General features: G+C 46.8%; 16 protein-coding genes. 11 read left to right on the forward strand and 5 right to left on the reverse strand.

What is annotated here, in order from left to right; translation table 11 throughout:
* Window positions 1–64 precede the first annotated feature (64 nt).
* Window positions 65–1258 carry a BaiN/RdsA family NAD(P)/FAD-dependent oxidoreductase gene (locus tag AC3D28_RS11870; protein WP_488534854.1) on the forward strand — a complete coding sequence of 398 codons (1194 nt, stop codon included), beginning with the start codon at window positions 65–67 and terminating at the stop codon, window positions 1256–1258.
* Between the two features lie 82 nt (window positions 1259–1340).
* Here AC3D28_RS11870 and AC3D28_RS11875 read toward each other — a convergent pair whose 3' ends face one another.
* Window positions 1341–2684, reverse strand: a complete 1344-nt coding sequence (locus tag AC3D28_RS11875; RefSeq protein ID WP_488534855.1) for a sigma-54 interaction domain-containing protein — start codon at window positions 2682–2684, stop codon at window positions 1341–1343.
* A 433-nt stretch (window positions 2685–3117) separates the two neighbouring features.
* Between AC3D28_RS11875 and AC3D28_RS11880 the strand changes: the two genes are divergently transcribed.
* From AC3D28_RS11880 to AC3D28_RS11895, 4 genes are all read left to right on the forward strand, one after another.
* The gene (locus tag AC3D28_RS11880) at window positions 3118–3669 is read left to right on the forward strand and encodes a BON domain-containing protein (RefSeq protein WP_488534856.1); all 552 of its coding nucleotides are present in this window, start codon (window positions 3118–3120) and stop codon (window positions 3667–3669) included.
* A 233-nt stretch (window positions 3670–3902) separates the two neighbouring features.
* Window positions 3903–4100: a hypothetical protein gene (locus tag AC3D28_RS11885; RefSeq protein WP_048624594.1), complete on the forward strand. Its 198-nt coding sequence runs from the start codon at window positions 3903–3905 to the stop codon at window positions 4098–4100.
* Between the two features lie 110 nt (window positions 4101–4210).
* Window positions 4211–4642 carry a hemerythrin domain-containing protein gene (locus AC3D28_RS11890; protein ID WP_488534857.1) on the forward strand — a complete coding sequence of 144 codons (432 nt, stop codon included), beginning with the start codon at window positions 4211–4213 and terminating at the stop codon, window positions 4640–4642.
* Window positions 4643–4788: 146 nt separating this feature from the next.
* Window positions 4789–6429 carry a diacylglycerol kinase family protein gene (locus tag AC3D28_RS11895; RefSeq protein WP_488534858.1) on the forward strand — a complete coding sequence of 547 codons (1641 nt, stop codon included), beginning with the start codon at window positions 4789–4791 and terminating at the stop codon, window positions 6427–6429.
* 154 nt (window positions 6430–6583) lie between these two features.
* On the opposite strand, the gene AC3D28_RS11900 is transcribed toward AC3D28_RS11895, so the two are convergent.
* A complete protein-coding gene (locus tag AC3D28_RS11900; RefSeq protein WP_488534859.1) occupies window positions 6584–6979 on the reverse strand; it encodes a hypothetical protein in 396 nt (131 codons plus the stop codon).
* Between the two features lie 148 nt (window positions 6980–7127).
* Complete coding sequence (locus AC3D28_RS11905) at window positions 7128–7562, reverse strand: DUF2383 domain-containing protein (RefSeq protein ID WP_488534860.1); 435 nt, start codon at window positions 7560–7562, stop codon at window positions 7128–7130.
* 387 nt (window positions 7563–7949) lie between these two features.
* Here AC3D28_RS11905 and AC3D28_RS11910 point away from each other — a divergent pair, with 387 nt between their 5' ends.
* From AC3D28_RS11910 to AC3D28_RS11925, 4 genes are all read left to right on the forward strand, one after another.
* On the forward strand, window positions 7950–8198 hold the full coding sequence (locus AC3D28_RS11910) for a hypothetical protein (RefSeq protein ID WP_488534861.1): 249 nt from the start codon (window positions 7950–7952) through the stop codon (window positions 8196–8198).
* An 88-nt stretch (window positions 8199–8286) separates the two neighbouring features.
* Window positions 8287–8799 (forward strand): hypothetical protein, encoded by a 513-nt coding sequence (locus tag AC3D28_RS11915; protein WP_488534862.1) that lies wholly within the window; start codon window positions 8287–8289, stop codon window positions 8797–8799.
* On the forward strand, window positions 8744–9103 hold the full coding sequence (locus tag AC3D28_RS11920) for a DUF883 C-terminal domain-containing protein (RefSeq protein ID WP_488534863.1): 360 nt from the start codon (window positions 8744–8746) through the stop codon (window positions 9101–9103). The genes AC3D28_RS11915 and AC3D28_RS11920 overlap by 56 nt, the downstream gene beginning before the upstream one ends.
* Before the next feature lie 60 nt (window positions 9104–9163).
* Complete coding sequence (locus AC3D28_RS11925) at window positions 9164–10180, forward strand: AI-2E family transporter (RefSeq protein WP_488534864.1); 1017 nt, start codon at window positions 9164–9166, stop codon at window positions 10178–10180.
* Window positions 10181–10227: 47 nt separating this feature from the next.
* Here the strand turns inward: AC3D28_RS11925 and AC3D28_RS11930 are convergent, their stop codons facing one another.
* Together AC3D28_RS11930 and AC3D28_RS11935 are read right to left on the reverse strand one after the other, a co-directional pair.
* Window positions 10228–12666, reverse strand: coding sequence for an EAL domain-containing protein (locus tag AC3D28_RS11930; protein WP_488536086.1), 2439 nt, complete (start codon window positions 12664–12666; stop codon window positions 10228–10230).
* Between the two features lie 182 nt (window positions 12667–12848).
* Window positions 12849–13757 carry a DMT family transporter gene (locus tag AC3D28_RS11935; RefSeq protein WP_488534865.1) on the reverse strand — a complete coding sequence of 303 codons (909 nt, stop codon included), beginning with the start codon at window positions 13755–13757 and terminating at the stop codon, window positions 12849–12851.
* Between the two features lie 168 nt (window positions 13758–13925).
* On the opposite strand from AC3D28_RS11935, the gene rmuC reads away from it, so the two are divergent.
* Complete coding sequence (rmuC, locus tag AC3D28_RS11940; RefSeq protein WP_488534866.1) at window positions 13926–15458, forward strand: DNA recombination protein RmuC; 1533 nt, start codon at window positions 13926–13928, stop codon at window positions 15456–15458.
* Window positions 15459–15535: 77 nt separating this feature from the next.
* On the forward strand, window positions 15536–16315 hold the full coding sequence (gene ubiE / locus AC3D28_RS11945; RefSeq protein WP_098416859.1) for a bifunctional demethylmenaquinone methyltransferase/2-methoxy-6-polyprenyl-1,4-benzoquinol methylase UbiE: 780 nt from the start codon (window positions 15536–15538) through the stop codon (window positions 16313–16315).
* The last annotated feature ends 12 nt before the right edge of the window (window positions 16316–16327 follow it).

Genomic DNA, 16327 nt, shown 5'->3' on the forward strand with positions numbered 1-16327 from the left:
GATGTGCAACGCGCACATCCTTTTTTTATTTCGATGCGATACCAATCAGTTTAAGAGCTACCCGATGAGTAAGAAATTTGATGTTGTTGTTATTGGCGCAGGCGCCGCGGGTTTGATGTGTGCTGCCGAAGCTGGCAAACGAGGCCGCCGTGTGTTGGTGCTCGATCATGCTAAAAAGCCAGGGCGTAAAATCCTTATCTCGGGAGGGGGCCGCTGTAATTTCACCAACTACGATGTGTCAGCTCATCAATACCTATGTCAAAACCCACATTTCGTTAAATCGGCGCTGTCTCAGTATACCAATTGGGATTTTATCGCGATGGTGTGTAAGCATGGTATCGAGTTTGAAGAGCGCGATCATGGGCAGCTGTTCTGTGTGGGCACGTCGAGCGCGAAAGACATCGTCAAGATGTTGTTGGCTGAGTGCGATATGCCTAATATTCAGCAGCGTTACCAGTGTGATGTTCACTCGATTAAGAAAGCCGACAATGGTTTTCAATTGTACGCAGATACCGAATTGGTCGAGTGTGAGTCTTTGGTGATTGCCACTGGTGGCTTGTCGATGCCTAAATTGGGGGCGACGCCATTTGGTTACAAAGTCGCTGAGCAGTTTGGTCTCCGAGTCATTCCTACCACCGCAGGCTTGGTGCCATTTACGCTGCATAAAGAAGACAAAGAAGATTTTGCCGAGTTATCCGGTATTGCAGTGCCAGCGCAAATCACCGCAGAAGATGGCACCATGTTCAAAGAAGCACTGTTGTTCACACATCGTGGTTTATCTGGCCCAGCCGTTTTACAGATTTCTTCATTCTGGCGAGCGGGACAAAAGGTGACGATTAACCTAGTGCCAAACGATGATGTTGCCGAGTTATTAGAACGCAGCCGTGACAAGCATCCGAATCAATCGCTCAAGAATACGTTAGCTAAAGTGCTACCCAAGCGCTTAGTCGAAGTGCTGATAGAGCGTAAAGAGCTGGTTGATAAGCCGCTCAAGCAGTTCAACCACAAAGAGCTGACTGCGATAGTGGGGCGCCTAGAGCAATGGGATATCGCCCCAAATGGGACGGAAGGCTACCGAACAGCAGAAGTGACACTCGGCGGTGTGGATACCGACCATTTATCCTCAAAAACCATGGAATGCAAAAACATCAAGGGCTTGTACTTCATCGGCGAAGTCATGGACGTCACAGGCTGGTTAGGGGGGTATAACTTCCAGTGGTGCTGGTCGAGCGGCTTTGTTGCGGGTCAGAGAGTGTAAGCAAAGGCGACACATCCACATAAAGATAAGATAAAAAAGAGCACTGAGTTAGATTCAGTGCTCTTTTTTTGTCCGCTGAAAGCTACTCGTCTTGATACTTTTCGAGTTTGTTGTAGAGCGTTTTGACGCTGATACCTAACTCCTGAGCGGATTCTGTTTTATTTCCTTGATTCTCTTCCAGTGTGTTGAGAATGGCGGCCTTTTCCAAGGCTTCCAGAGATACTCCCGCCGGGATCACCTCTTCGATGCTGGTGCCCGTTTCGAGTGGTGGAGTATCGAAAATCAAATGCTCATCTCTGATGGTGTCATCGGCCAAAATAAATGCACGCTCGATGGAGTGTTTCAACTCACGTACATTTCCAGGCCAATCATGCGCGGCGATTTTCTGAATCACTGAGTCCAAAATGGTTTTGGTTTGCGCTTCATTGGCATTGCGGTGCGCAATAAAGTGCTTGGCAAGCCCGATAATATCCCCGCCTCGGTCTCGTAAGGGCGGTACTGTTAATGGGAAGTGCGATAACCGGAAAAACAGATCTTCACGTAAGAAATGCTCTTCGATGGCGACGGTTGGGTCACGGTTGGTTGCTGCAATGATTCGAGTATTGGCGATGTGAGCGGCGTTACTGCCGACCGGACGGTATTCGCCAGTTTCCAGTACGCGTAATAGCTTTACTTGATGCTCGAGGGGCATTTCCGTGATTTCGTCTAAAAAGAGTGTGCCCCCTTCAGCTTGCTTAAACACACCTTGGTGGGCTTTATTCGCCCCAGTAAAGGCCCCTTTTTCATGGCCGAACAGTTCACTATCGACCAACTCGGGGCTGATCGCGCCACAGTTAATTGCAATAAAGGGTTGCTGTTTGCGATCACTTGCTAAGTGGATGGTCTGTGCCACCAATTCTTTACCTGAGCCGCTTTCACCGACAATCAGAACGTTGGCGGCTGTTTTGGCGACGCGTCGGATCATGCGGTAGAGCTGGTGCATCGGAGGTGAGGAACCCACTAACAAACCAAATTGGTCTAAATCGCTGGTGGAGACTTTACGCCCTTGAACCTGTTTATGCTGATAGTACTGACTGACTTCGCTGAGGGTGTCAGACAGTATCGCGATGTCGACGGGCTTTCTGTAATGAAAAACTGCCCCTAAGTTCATGAGCTTGTCCAAGTTTTCGTTTGGAGTACCAGAGCTAATGATGATCAAATCCATATCGTAGATATCTTCGATATTGGAAAGGTGTTGGTAATCGGCGTGAGTAAAGTGAGCCACTTCTACAATCGCAACTTCAGGTTTAAGCTGGAGGAAGTCTTCAATCCAATTGTCTGCGGCATCAGTATCATGCAGACGGAATTTGTTCAGTTCCTGGCAAGAGGCAATCGCATCTTTAAGTGTCGGGTCTTGTATTCGTAGAAATAGGCTTGGCAGTGACATAGAAATGTCCTCTTCACGATGACAACAATAAATGTACGTGGATTATCCTGGGTATACAAGGCAAGTATTGTCAGTATTGGTTTAACGGCTCATGGGGTTTCACCACCTGATTGACCTAAAATATCAGCGCCTCATGTTGATATGATTTATTAGGTGAGGTTTATGTGCCTAGTTGAAATAATATCTTTATCATTCCTATTTTATCGTTAAATAGTTTCGTTGCTCCTTAGTTCTTCTGATTCTGGCGGTATATATTCTTCCTCTGCCACTGATTAAAAATTACATGTTTGTTGTGTAAATAATTCATGCTTATGTTTCCTTTTTTAGCATAATTTCATTTCATACTTAAATTAGTCCTTTAAAAATAAAAACTTATAAACTTGGCATATGCTTTGCTCCTATTTAAATGCAACGTCAATAAAGGAGAATTACCATGAAAAACATCGCAGCTAAAATTGTACTTACGTCAGTGCTAGCTACTTCATCGACAGCAGTCTTAGCGAGTGATAAATGGGAAAAAGAATCCATGGACGCTTGGCTAGATGGTAAGGCTGAAACGACGCTGCTGCTAAACAGTAACCTTAACTCGTTTGATATCAACACTGATGTTGAAAATCAGATCGTTACCCTTTCTGGTTCGGTAAACAATGACCTTGAAAAATCGCTTGCTGAAGAGCTTGTAACAGGTCTTGATGGTGTAAAAAAAGTAAATAACGAATTGTCAGTGATGAATGAAGGTAAGAAAGAAACCGATTCAGAGGCATTAGCCACACTGACCGACTCTAAAATCACGACTATAGTTAAAACGCGCCTACTGATGGATACCAATATAAGTGGTACAGATATTGATGTCACGACGGAACGACAAACGGTCACGTTGGCAGGTCAAGTTAATTCAGATGCGGAACATGATCTTGCACTTTCAATTGCCAATAACACCAATGATGTGAATAAGGTGATTGATAAGCTAGAAGTGGTTCAATAATAACGGACAGCGTGACTTAACGGCTTTATAAATATAAAGAGGGAGCGCAATAGTTCGTTAGATGTTTATTTTTCTGGCTTTGGCGCTGGTTTCGGCACTACTTGGATTTACGAGTAGTGCTGAGGCCGCGCCTCCATCGTGCAAGTGGTGCTTTACCTATTCCTATTGTCATTAATTATCTCAATAGTGATGGTTCTGCTAGGAAGAAAAAACGTAAATAGAGAGGAGATTTCATGCGACTTACGTCATTAATTTACCGTATCGCCGCAGTATTTGGTTTGGTGTTCGCACTGGCTGCTTGTAGTGAAGAAGGGCCAATGGAACAGGCTGGCAAGAAGATCGATGAAGCCGCCGAAGAAACCCAAAATGCGATTGAAGATGAGTGTGAAAATATTAAAGAGAACCTAAATGCAGAAGACCAAGATTGTTAGTCGAGTCAGGTAAGTTTTTTGTTCACGGCGATATAGATATAAAAGGAAGGGCGGTCAATCACCGCCCTTCCTTTTCTCCCAATTGTTAACAGTCAGATGAGGAGTCAAAGATGAAAAACATATTTGATGTACTAAAAGAGAGTCATGAAAAGCAACGCCTTTTACTCGATGCTCTGATGGAAACGTCTGGAGATTCCCCTGCACGCGAAGAGTTTTACCACAATCTTAAGGATGAGCTCGAACAGCATGCCGCCGCAGAAGAGCGTTTTTTCTACGCGCCTTTAATCGAGAGCGATAAAACCATCGATCTAACTCGTCATGGCATCGCAGAGCACCACGAGATTGATAAAGTGATTACGCAGCTTGATGCAACCGACATGAGCTCACCAGCGTGGTTAAACCTAATGAAAACCTTGCGTCACAAAGTATTGCATCACCTTGAAGAAGAAGAGCAGCGTTTCTTCCAGCTTGCTGGGAAGGTGATGACCGATCAGCAGAAAATGAAACTAGCGGATGGCTATGTTGAAGAAACATCTAGTTAGCATGCGTTTTTGTCCTTTTCGTGCCATTTCGGCACGGAAAGGGGCTCAATGAAGGCGTTTCGCCTAAGTTAATTTGCCTAAACTAACAACCAGCGTATTAAAACTTCCCACTAAAAAAGCGCACTCGCTGCAGGCAAGGAGAGCGAATGTTTATCATCAAATATTATATTCTTGGCGCTCTGATCAGTTTATTGGCCGCTATTTATATTCCCCAAATCATAATTAGCCTGCTGTTATTGTGGGTATCTCTTTCTTTAACATTAGTCAGCGTAGCCTACGTTTTCGACATTCCCTCCATTTTTAGAAAAAACCAAGATGGCAAGATTGTCAGATGGATCCGCTGGGCATTTATCCCCTTTTTATTGGGGGCTAGAGCGTATAACGCCTGGGAAAGACGGCGCGACACCGTGCCTCCCATCCAAAAGGTCAGCGATAATTTATACCTATCCCGCCGCTTATTTCAGAGCGATTTAGACTTTCTCGAATCCAATGACATCTCTTGTATTGTCGATGTCACCGCAGAATTTGCTGGGCTTGAAAGTGCGATGACCGACAAGCAATTTCATTACCTTTCGATTCCGGTACTCGACCATAAAGCCCCAACGCTGGAGCGTCTGCGCCATGCGATTAATTGGATTGATACCCAAATCTCGTGCTCGCGTTCTGTGGTTGTGCATTGCGCGTTAGGGCGTGGTCGATCGGTGTTTGTTGTTGCGGCGTATCTACTGAGCAAAGATCCTTCTCTGACGGTTGAATCTGTGATGAAAAAAATTAATGACGTTCGCAGTACCGCGAGATTGAACAAATTGCAGATCAAAACCTTACGAGCGATCAGTGAAAAAGGCGTGCTTGGGCTAGCTCAATCCACTTGGATGGTGGTCAACCCTGTTGCTGGCGGTGGTAAATGGGAGGAAAACGAACAACATCTGATTCGTGAGCTAACCAAAAAATACCGCTTGAGTATCCATCAAACCAGTGAAAGCCTCAGCGCAGAGCAACTCACGCAGCAGGCAAAACAAAGGGGGGCTAAGCAGATCATTGTAGCGGGTGGCGATGGCACAGTGACCGAAGTGGCGAGCCAGTTGGTGGATACAGACATCAAACTCGGTATTGTCCCGCTGGGGACGGCCAATGCGTTGTGTCATGTGCTGTATGGCGTGGGGGCAAAATTGTCACCAGTAGAAAAAGCGTGTGAGGCATTACTGTCGGGCCGCTGCCAGCGCATCGATACGGCGGAATGTAATCAGCGACTTATCTTGTTAGTGTTAGGCATCGGCTTCGAGCAGAAAATGATCAAGCACGCTCAGCGAGAAGAAAAAAATACCCTTGGCCAACTGGCCTATTTAACCGGTTTTTTCAATGCAGTTGTGGCGAAAGACACGCAAACCTTAAAAGTGGTGATGGATAATACGCCATCTTCTGATCCAAACCACAACGGCGAGCAAACTTTAGCAATTCATAGCTTCGTTGTGGCGAATATCGCGCCGTTTAGTACGCTTTTGGCACAAGGTGGTGGGGCTCCTCAACCAGATGATGGCAAGTTACATATCACTTACTTAGATAATACTGAATCTTTAAGTGGACGCTTGGTGGCGCTTTCGGAACTGACATTAACCAGCGTTGGAGCGCAGGAAAAGTCGACACGCTTCAAATACACCACTGCTCAACACATGACCATTTGTGCCGATAAACCGATCGAGTATGTGATTGATGGTGAGCTCTACTCAGATAAGCAATTGACTATCCGTATTCGCCCGCAATCATTGAATGTTTTTGTACCGAGTTGAGCCGCTAACGAAGTGTAGGGTGAGGTTTAAACAAGTTAGGTTGCTGCGTTGGTGCCGCGGCGATTTGAATGGGTTTGATTGATGTTTATGAGCATTGGATTGGTGAACAAGGTATGTCAACAGTAAACAGAACAGAGAGGGTGAGTGTGGCTGCTCACCCTTGAGGTAAGTGCTTTTCAAGCTCGTCGTTTTCAACTTGTAGAGCGGCTAACCAATACGAAACAAGCGCAGTTAGGTTGGCATCATCGATCGCTTTGAGTAACGTTTTCAAATTGTTCAGCAGCTGCTTATTCATAAAGTGCATTTCTTTGTAGTTTCCCAGTTCAGCAACACCGTACACGGTGGCATTTTCTGCCATGAACTGATCGCCGTCCTGATCAAAAAACAGTTTAGCCATCTTCTTAATCATGACTTTTTCTATTTTCACGAATTGAGAGGCCGACCGAGCGAGTGCCATGTGAGAATGCTGATTGACGAGGGGCAAACAAGTTTGGCGATGGTGTACCATTTTTACGAGTAGCTCCCTTACCCGATGATTATCCAGTGTCATACTGACCTCTTTAATATGATGACCGCGCTGACCGAGTCAGCTGATTATTTTTACACATGTCTGTCGTAATGGTTCTGCCTGGCGAATGGCCAACCATCATTGACCATCGCTTGTGCTTGGCGTATTGATTCAGGTTGCAATTCAGCGGCTAGCTAATCAGGCTGATGCTGCCGAGTTTTTCTTTACAACTCTCAATGTCACTACGTACTTTGATTAAAACACTGTGATCGGCTTGTGCTGATTGAGTCGTGATCAGGTTTTCAATTTCTTTCAAGACTTTGCTTTCTACGCCCTCAAGTTGTTCGAGGTACATCGATTCTTTGTCGGTAGACACTTCCTTCATGACGTCGCTATACACTTCACGCGCTTTAATGGTGTACGAGACGGGCGTGTCATCGGCAGACTCATCGGTGCTTACCTGCGCGTAAGGCTTAAGCTCAAGCACGGCCCGCTCACGCACTTGTACAAGGTCGAGTAACACATTACTCAGAGAAGTGTTATTAATGTTGTCGATTGCCTTGTTGTAAATGTCATTACCGCTTTCGATGAGTTCAATGATTGAGGCGATATTTTCATTTTTCATATATCACTCCTTTTTATATGTTGACGATTACTTATGTCGGTACATCTTGACTCAAGCACCAGACCTTTCACCTTAATAAGCATGTTGTATGCCAAGGGAGTTAAACTTCCTTTTAATCAATTTGTTATAAAGGGTTTGTTGGGTGAAACGTAACATGACGGTTAACCACCGAGAAAAAATTACAGGCCGGAAGGGATAGCAGCAGAAATAATTACAAGCTTTCGCAGATGACATGACGGGTTTTAACTCTTATTGCTTTAAAAGCAATGAGTTAAATAGTTGGCATGGTTATAGCTTGTTGTACTTGTAGCATCAAAAGTAGTGAGGGTATAAGAGAACTCAATATCATTTCTCACTCAATGCTCAATTCATCAATGGAGGCTGATTATGGCTACGACAAAACAAAGCGCAGTAAAACCTCAAGAACAATTGGAAGAAGCATATCACTTAGCGGAGCAGGCCACGACGGAAGCGGTAAGCGCAGTGAAGGGTCAAGCTCAGGAGAAACTGGATGTTGGCACAGAGCAGGTTCAAAAAGCGACGCAGTCCGCCGAGAACGTGATCAAAGAGCGTCCACTACTCAGCATTGGTTGTGCCTTTCTTGCAGGTTGGGCGGTTTCTAAATTGATTAAGTAACCTCAGTTCAACGAAATTAGCTTGTCGTGTATACACAACTAGTCGTATACAAAATGAGTAAAGCCACGCCATAGAGGTAAGTGTTTCAATGAGTAACTCCGGACACATCGCTAATGAGCAACCAAGCTCGGCCACAGAAAACAGTGGCCAAGCCCCTGATGGGGCTGAAGAGCATGAGGTGCAGCAAACCATTAACGGTTTAAACAGCATCCTCTTACAGCTGGAACAACTGACGAAATCGCTGAGAGCTTGGTCGGGTTCGACTTTGGATCTGTTCTTGTTGGAACTCAAAGTCAACTCCGCGGCCGCTCAGCAGATCTTGCTATGTGCGGTTGTCTTTACCTTACTGTCGGTACTGTTTGTTTTCAGTTTGTGTCTTGCCTCTGGCGTGGTGGCTTATCAATTGACCACTAACGTGTATATTGCTGTCGGGGTTTTTATCGCGTCTTTAGGCTTGGCGCTATTTGCTCTGGCTTGGTGGCAGAAACGTTTAGTTGGTTTCCTTGGCTTCAAAAATACGACGGAACAGTTGCAGGAGGGGTGGAATGCGCTCGCTACAAAAGCTCAATCGAGCAATGCAAGTCAAGCGGATGGAAGGTAAGGCATCGCTGGAACAGTGCTGTTTATCGATGGAAATGTTCACCTTCACCACTAAGAAGTTTGTGAGAGAACACCCATGGACGACACTAGGAGTTAGTGCTCTGGTGGCGGTGATCGCCGCGAAAGCAGGGCGTTTGTCTCGTCTCACCTCTTCAATCTCTTCAATGGGATTTTTTGTGAACAGTGTCTCTGATATCACGGCGTCATTATCATACCCAGTTGCGGCGCACGCTGAAAATGAGCGCGCGGGAGTGGGAGGTGCTGAACTAAACGTCGGCACTGAAACGGCTCCGATAGATGACTAGTCACAATAACGCCTTTGTCTCACCGAGCTTCGTGATGACCGCGAAGAATTAGTAATAGTTATGAATGCAAAACGGACCCTTCCTACCAATACGGCCATCAGCGTCGCACTGCTTGTTTTGTTGCTTGTCCCTGGACTGTACTTTGCTAAGCCAGTTTTACTGCCGATAATAATCAGCACTTTTATCTCTTTGCTATGCAGCCCTTTGATCAATTATCTTGAAGGTAAAGGCCTTCCTAGGACCATTGTTGTAGTGGCCACCCTGACCTTGTTAGTGGGGGCGTCGGTGGGGGGCGTCGCGGCGATGTCCGAACCGGCCAAGCAGTGGTGGTCCGAATTACCCAGTATCGTGAAAAATGTGTCACAAGAAGTGAGCGAAGTGACTCAAGCATCAGCTGATCACCTCAATACTCCGCTGAACATTGCCAGCAACATGAGCATGGATGAAGTCGGGAACAACACGGTATTTTCTTTAGTGAAAACACTCGCGACCACGACGCCGACCATTTTGACACAAGCGATGATCGTGCTGTTTATGGTTTACTTTATGCTCAATCATGGGCGAAGCTTATTTCGCAAATCGGTGTCGAACTTACATGGATTTTCCAAACAGCGCCAAGCGGTAGCGTTGGTCAAAGCGCTGCAAAAAGACTTATCTCGCTACATCGGCACTATTACTTTCGTCAACGCTGGATTGGGTTTGGGTGTTGGGGCGGTCTTTTTTGTGTTGGGGCTGGAAGACCCGTTCTTATGGGGGGCATTTGCAGGCGTAATGAATTTCGCCCCTTATCTAGGGCCCGTTATTTCGATGGTCAGCTTCGGTTTTGTTGCTTACCTGCAGTTGGAATCTGTCAGCTTTATGTTCACCGTCGTGTCTCTTTATTTGCTGCTCAATTTGATTGAGAGCCAGTTTGTGACACCGACGTTATTGGGTAAAAGGTTCAACTTAAACCCGTTGGTCATTTTTATTTGGTTGGTCTTTTGGGGTTGGCTGTGGGGCGGTATGGGGTTGCTCATCGGCATGCCGCTGTTGGTCTGCATTAACATTTTTATTGAGCGATCAGTGCGGTATCACTGAGCCCTGCCTCGTAAGGTTTTAGGGATCAGCGCGCACCGCGTTGTACGTCAGTGAAAGAGCTTGTCCGCCGTTACTGGGCGACTGAACAGGAACCCTTGTCCATAAATGCAGCCGTTATCGGACAGATAGTCGGCTTGTTCTTGGGTTTCGATACCTTCAGCCACGATTTTTAACGAGAGCGTTTTGCCCATTGCGATGATGGCATTCACAATGGCGTTGCTGTCGTTGTGGCTTGGCACATCACTGACAAAGGAACGATCGATTTTCAGCTTATTAATGGGCAAGCCCTTTAAGTAAGACAATGATGAATACCCCGTGCCGAAGTCGTCCAACGAGATTTCAATGCCCAAGTCTCGCAGTTGATTCAGCGAAGTGATGGCGTGTTTCGGATCGATCAGCAAAAAGCTTTCCGTGATTTCTAAATCTAAGCGTTGAGCTGGAAATCCTGTTTCGTCAAGTATCGTACGGAGTCGATGAATAAAATTGGATTGTTGCAATTGTAAAGCCGATACATTGACCGCAATTCTGCCAAATTCGATACCACGCTCAAGCCAGGCATTACCCTGCAAGCAAGCCTGTTTTAATACCCATTCGCCAATACTTTGGATGAGCCCGGTTTTTTCGGCAATCGGAATGAAATCGGAGGGAGAGACAGGCCCAAACTCAGGGTGGTGCCAGCGTAATAAGACTTCGACACCCATCATCACGTTTCGCTCTACATGGTATTGTGGCTGAAACTCCAAATGGAGCTGCTGCTTTTCTATCGCTTGATGTAACGCGGATTGAATGCGTACGTGTGATACCGATTTATCCGTCAAATCCGGCGAATAAAACGCGTAGCCGTTACGACCATTTTTCTTTGCTAAGTACATAGCGGTATCTGCATTTTTCAGCAAGCTTTCGCTGTCTTGCCCATCTCTGGGATACAAAGCGATGCCGACGCTGGTCGAGACGCGCAATGAATCATGATGGACCAAATCGAAAGGCTGCTGGAAGACAGCTAAGATATTGCCTACCGTCTCGAGTAATGCCATGTCACTGTTGGTGCTCGGCAAAATGATCACGAATTCATCACCACCAATGCGCGCTACATGAGCATTCACTTGAAGAATGTTTTGTAGCCGAATGGCTAACTTAGACAGCAATTGGTCACCACAGAAATGCCCCATGCTATCGTTGATATGTTTGAAATGGTCGATATCTAAAAACAGCGTGACAAACTCTTGCCCCATGTCGATGTGCTGCTCAAGTAGGCGGATTAAATGGGAACGATTGGGCAGGTTAGTGAGTGGATCATAAAACGCCATGCGCTGCAGTTTTTCTTCATGGGCTTTACGCACGGAGATATCTTCAAACACACAAATGTAGTTAATCAGCTGGTTTTTGTCGTCCATGACCGCACTAATGGTCGCGAGCTGAGGGTAAATGCTGTCATCTTTCTTACGGTTGATGAACTCTCCCTTCCATTGGCCTTTCGTTTTGAGTTGATGCCATAGTTGTTGGTAGAAGCTGTCGTCATGATGGCCAGAGCGAAGCAGGCTGGGGTTTTTCCCCATGACTTCTTCCGAACTATAACCGGTGATGTGCGTGAATGCTGGGTTGACATCAATGATGTTGGCATTGCGATCGGTGATCACCATGCCTTCTTGTGAGTTGTTGAAAATCCTCGAGGCCAGCGAAAGCTGAGTCTCAATCATTTTTCGGCGAGTAATGTTGCGTGTCATGCCCAAGATGCCGATCACATTACCGGCATGGTCATGGACAGGAGATTTAATGGTTTCCAACCAAGTTGGGTGGGTATGTTCATCACTTTTCCGGCACTCTTCGACGATTTTCTGCGAACCTGTCGCCATGACCAATTTATCTGCATTAGTGAACTTCTCTGCACGCTCTTGGTTAAACAGTGCGAAGTCGTCTGTGCCGATGACCTCATGGTTCGTTTTTTGCCAGGCTTGTTCCACGCTTCGGTTGGTCATCAGGTAGAGACCGTCCACCCCTTTAATCCAAACATGATCGTCGAGGCAGTTAATAAACTCTTGTAACGTTGGCAGTGGCGTTGTTGTCGCGGTTGGATGATGTTTTGGGGCTTGTTGATAATAATGCGAGCTAACATCAAAGCTCACTCGTCCTGCCAGTGCGCTTAGCCACGCTGACACCACTGTAGTCTGAGCGTTTGAGTGGGTCAGGGTGAACACGGCAAACAGTTCGCCATTCGGCAGCCAAACCGGAGCGACGCTGAGAGCTTGCGCTTCAAAGGGCTTACTGATCACTTCAAAGCTGAGTGGGGTAAATTGAGCTGCGATTTGCTCAATCACAGCGACGATGGCGTGATGAGTTTGCTTGGTAGTCGATACCTCAGTCGATCGCCACTGCTGGGAATTGCTCAGAGTGTAGAGTTGCCCCTGAGCTTGAGTGGCATCACAGCATTGTCGCAGAGCATGTTGCCAATCTGCCAGCAAAGGTGAAGGAATAGCGAAGTGAAACATCATTAATAACGTGTCCTGAAGCGGCCGTGGGTATAAAAATCGAACTTAAGCGAGTGGGCTATATTGACATCGTATCCAACGCACCGGCAATTTGACGCAGCGTAAGTCGCTTTAGATCGTTAAACTGTTAGCTACCTCTCCTTTTTACCCAACTCGTTGCATTGTGTTTTGGTAACAACGCACTAGTGAGAGACGTCAGCCGCGTTGGCTTTTTTGCTCCACCTCACTTGTTGGATAACCAAACCACTGATGATCAGAATGAGACCGATCAAGGTTGAAGGGTGAATCTCTTCGCCGATGATGGTCGCGAGGAGCATGAGCGAAATAAAGGGGGAAGCGAAGATGAGATTACTGATACGAGCCGTATTTTCGGTGGACTTAAGTGCGTTTAACCAAAGGACGAAAGTAATGCCCATTTCAAACAGGCCCACATAAGTCACGGCCGCCCAACCCTTGAGAGAGATGGCTTGCCAGCTTGCGCCTTCATAGATACTTAAGCCGATGGCAAGTGGGATGGCGACTAAAAAGCCAAGGAGGACGCCGATCACGGGGTCGGCTTTATTTTTGGTATTCAGAATCCAGTACCCAGCCCATAGCAACGTGGAAAGTAGCGCGAGGCCAACGCCGAGTGGGCTTTCAAACTCCATGCCCAACACATTGCCTTGAGTGGCAATGATAATGACTCCCAAGTAGCTGAAGCCACAGGCAATCCAATCCTTATTGCGGATTTTTTGGCCTAAGAAAAACGCCGCCATTAAGGTGAGCGTAATCGCCCAACTGTAGTTAATGGCTTGCGCTTGAGACGCTGGAAGTAAGTCATACGCTTTAAAAAGGATGACGTAATACGCCAAAGGATTAATTAACCCGAGCAGCAAGTAATACCAAGGATTAGAGAGAAACGTAGCCGTTAATTGGCTTAACTTTCCTTGCACACCACAGATGAAGGTCAGCGCCATGGCAGAAACGATACTGGCCACGCCTAGCATCTGAATCGGCGTAAACTCTGCCAGCGTGAGTTTAAATGCGGTTGCAACCGTAGACCAAAGTAATACTGCTGAGAGCCCAAATCCTAGGGCGCGACGCTCGTTCATGATGCCTCTGTGTGGTGATGTATCGCTCTGTCGTATTCATATGAGCGTCAGTGAGAAGGTTGAAGGAGAGCCTAGTGTATGCGAGGATTTTTCATTCAACAAACTGGACATTTATCCAGTGTCTAAATACCATTGATACAGATATAAAACACAGGCTAACTCGCGATTATGCAATGGATTCTTGAGCACCAATCTCTCATTCTTTCTTCTCTTTGTGCGGCGACCATCAGCGGCGCGGCAGTAGGTTGGTGGGTGAAACAGCGCTTTATCACCCAAACTCAGCTTCTCGAACAGCAACTCGCTTCAGAAAAACAATTGCATCAACAGCAGCTTGAGCAGGTGAAGCAAAGCCTTGCCAATGCTCAGCAAGAGCTGGATGAACTAGATGACGAGCGAGACAAAGCAGCGTTTGACGTGCGTCAAACGCACGGAAAACTCATGGCCGCCATGGAAAAATTGCGTTACTTCGACGCGGTCAAGCAAGAGCGTCAACAATATTTTGATGAGCTTGGACAAATGCGTGAGCACAAATCTCGTCTAGAAACGCAACTGCGGGAACAACAAGCGCGTCACGAGCAAATCAACCAAGCCAACGCTGAGAAGCTACAAATTCTGGAACACGCCGAATCTCGCTTAAAACAGCAGTTTGAGCATCTCGCCAATCAATTATTTGAAGACAAAACCGCCAAGGTCGATGTGCAAAATCGCCAGAGTTTGGAGGGCTTACTCTCGCCGCTTAGGGAGCAGTTAGAAGGGTTTAAAAAGCATGTGAATGACAGCTTTAGCCAAGAAGCGAAAGAGCGCCACACATTAGTTCACGAACTGAAAAACCTGCAACGCCTGAACGAGCAAATGACGCGTGAAGCGGTGAACTTAACGCAAGCCTTAAAAGGCGACAATAAGCAGCAAGGTAACTGGGGGGAAGTGGTGCTCGCCCGTGTGTTGGCTGAATCTGGCTTACGTGAAGGGCATGAATACCAAACTCAGGTCAATTTACAAAATGAAGCGGGTAAGCGCTACCAACCCGACGTGGTTGTTCATCTACCGCAAAATAAACAAGTGGTCGTAGACTCAAAGATGGCGTTGGTCGCCTACGAGCGCTATTTTAATGCGGAAACCGATGTCGAGCGTGACCAAGCCTTGAGCGCCCATCTTGCCGCTCTGCGCGCGCACATCAAAGGCTTAAGCATGAAGGACTACCACAAACTCAAAGGCATTCAGAGCTTGGATTATGTGCTGATGTTTATTCCGGTCGAGCCGGCATTCCAAGTCGCAATTCAAGCTGATCCGAGTTTGGTCAAAGATGCGATGGAACAGAACATTATTTTGGTCAGCCCAACCACGTTGCTGGTGGCGCTGCGTACCATCGACAACCTTTGGCGCAATGAACGCCAGAATGAAAACGCCAAAATAATTGCGCAGCGCGCGACCAAACTGTACGACAAGCTGCGCTTGTTTATCGATGATATGGAAGGGCTAGGTGGGGCGTTAGACAAAGCCAACCAAAGCTATCAAGGCGCAATGAATAAGCTCGCGACGGGGCGCGGAAATGTGATTCGTCAAGCTGAAAGCTTTAAACACCTTGGGGTAGAAATCAAACGTCCAATCTCTTCCGATCTCACACAGCTGGCGCAACGTGATGCATTTTCAGAAAATGACCCGTTAGTAGAAAGACATCCGGCTGAGGATAAAGTAAACTAATCGCCCGCAGTGCAGTGGGCGATTATATTTGTCAGCAAACGCCCGTAGTGAGAAAGTGCTGCCTAAGAGGAATTAGAATGACGGACACAAGCTTGCAATCCAATCCAGCGTTAGAGAATGAAACCACCCACTTTGGTTTCTCCACCGTGGCGAAAAACGAAAAAGTGACCAAAGTTGCTGAAGTTTTCCATTCAGTAGCAGCGAAATACGACATCATGAATGACCTGATGTCGGGTGGTATTCACCGCCTTTGGAAGCGCTTTACCATCGATTGTAGTGGCGCTCGCCCAGGACAGCGTATTCTTGACCTTGGTGGCGGTACCGGTGACTTAACCGCGAAGTTCTCGCGCATTGTTGGCGATGAAGGTCATGTCATCTTGGCCGATATTAATAACTCAATGCTTAACGTTGGGCGCGACAAGCTACGCGACAACGGCATTGTCGGTAACGTGCATTATGTTCAAGCCAATGCGGAAGAACTGCCGTTCCCAGATGATTATTTTGATGTGATCACCATCAGTTTCTGTCTGCGTAATGTGACCGACAAAGACAAAGCGCTTCGCTCAATGTTCCGCGTACTTAAGCCCGGTGGACGCCTATTGGTGCTGGAGTTCTCAAAACCCATGCTGGATCCGTTATCGAAAGTGTACGACGCGTACTCATTCCACCTCTTACCGAAAATAGGTGAGTTAGTGGCGAATGATTCAGAGAGCTACCGTTATCTAGCAGAGTCAATCCGCATGCATCCAGACCAAGAAACACTGGAAGGGATGATGGTTGATGCGGGGTTCGAAAACACCAAATACTACAACCTAACCGGTGGTATTGTGGCGTTGCATCGCGGTTATAAATTCTAAGGGTAAAACGGC

Source organism: Vibrio sp. TAP-3B (assembly GCF_057784735.1).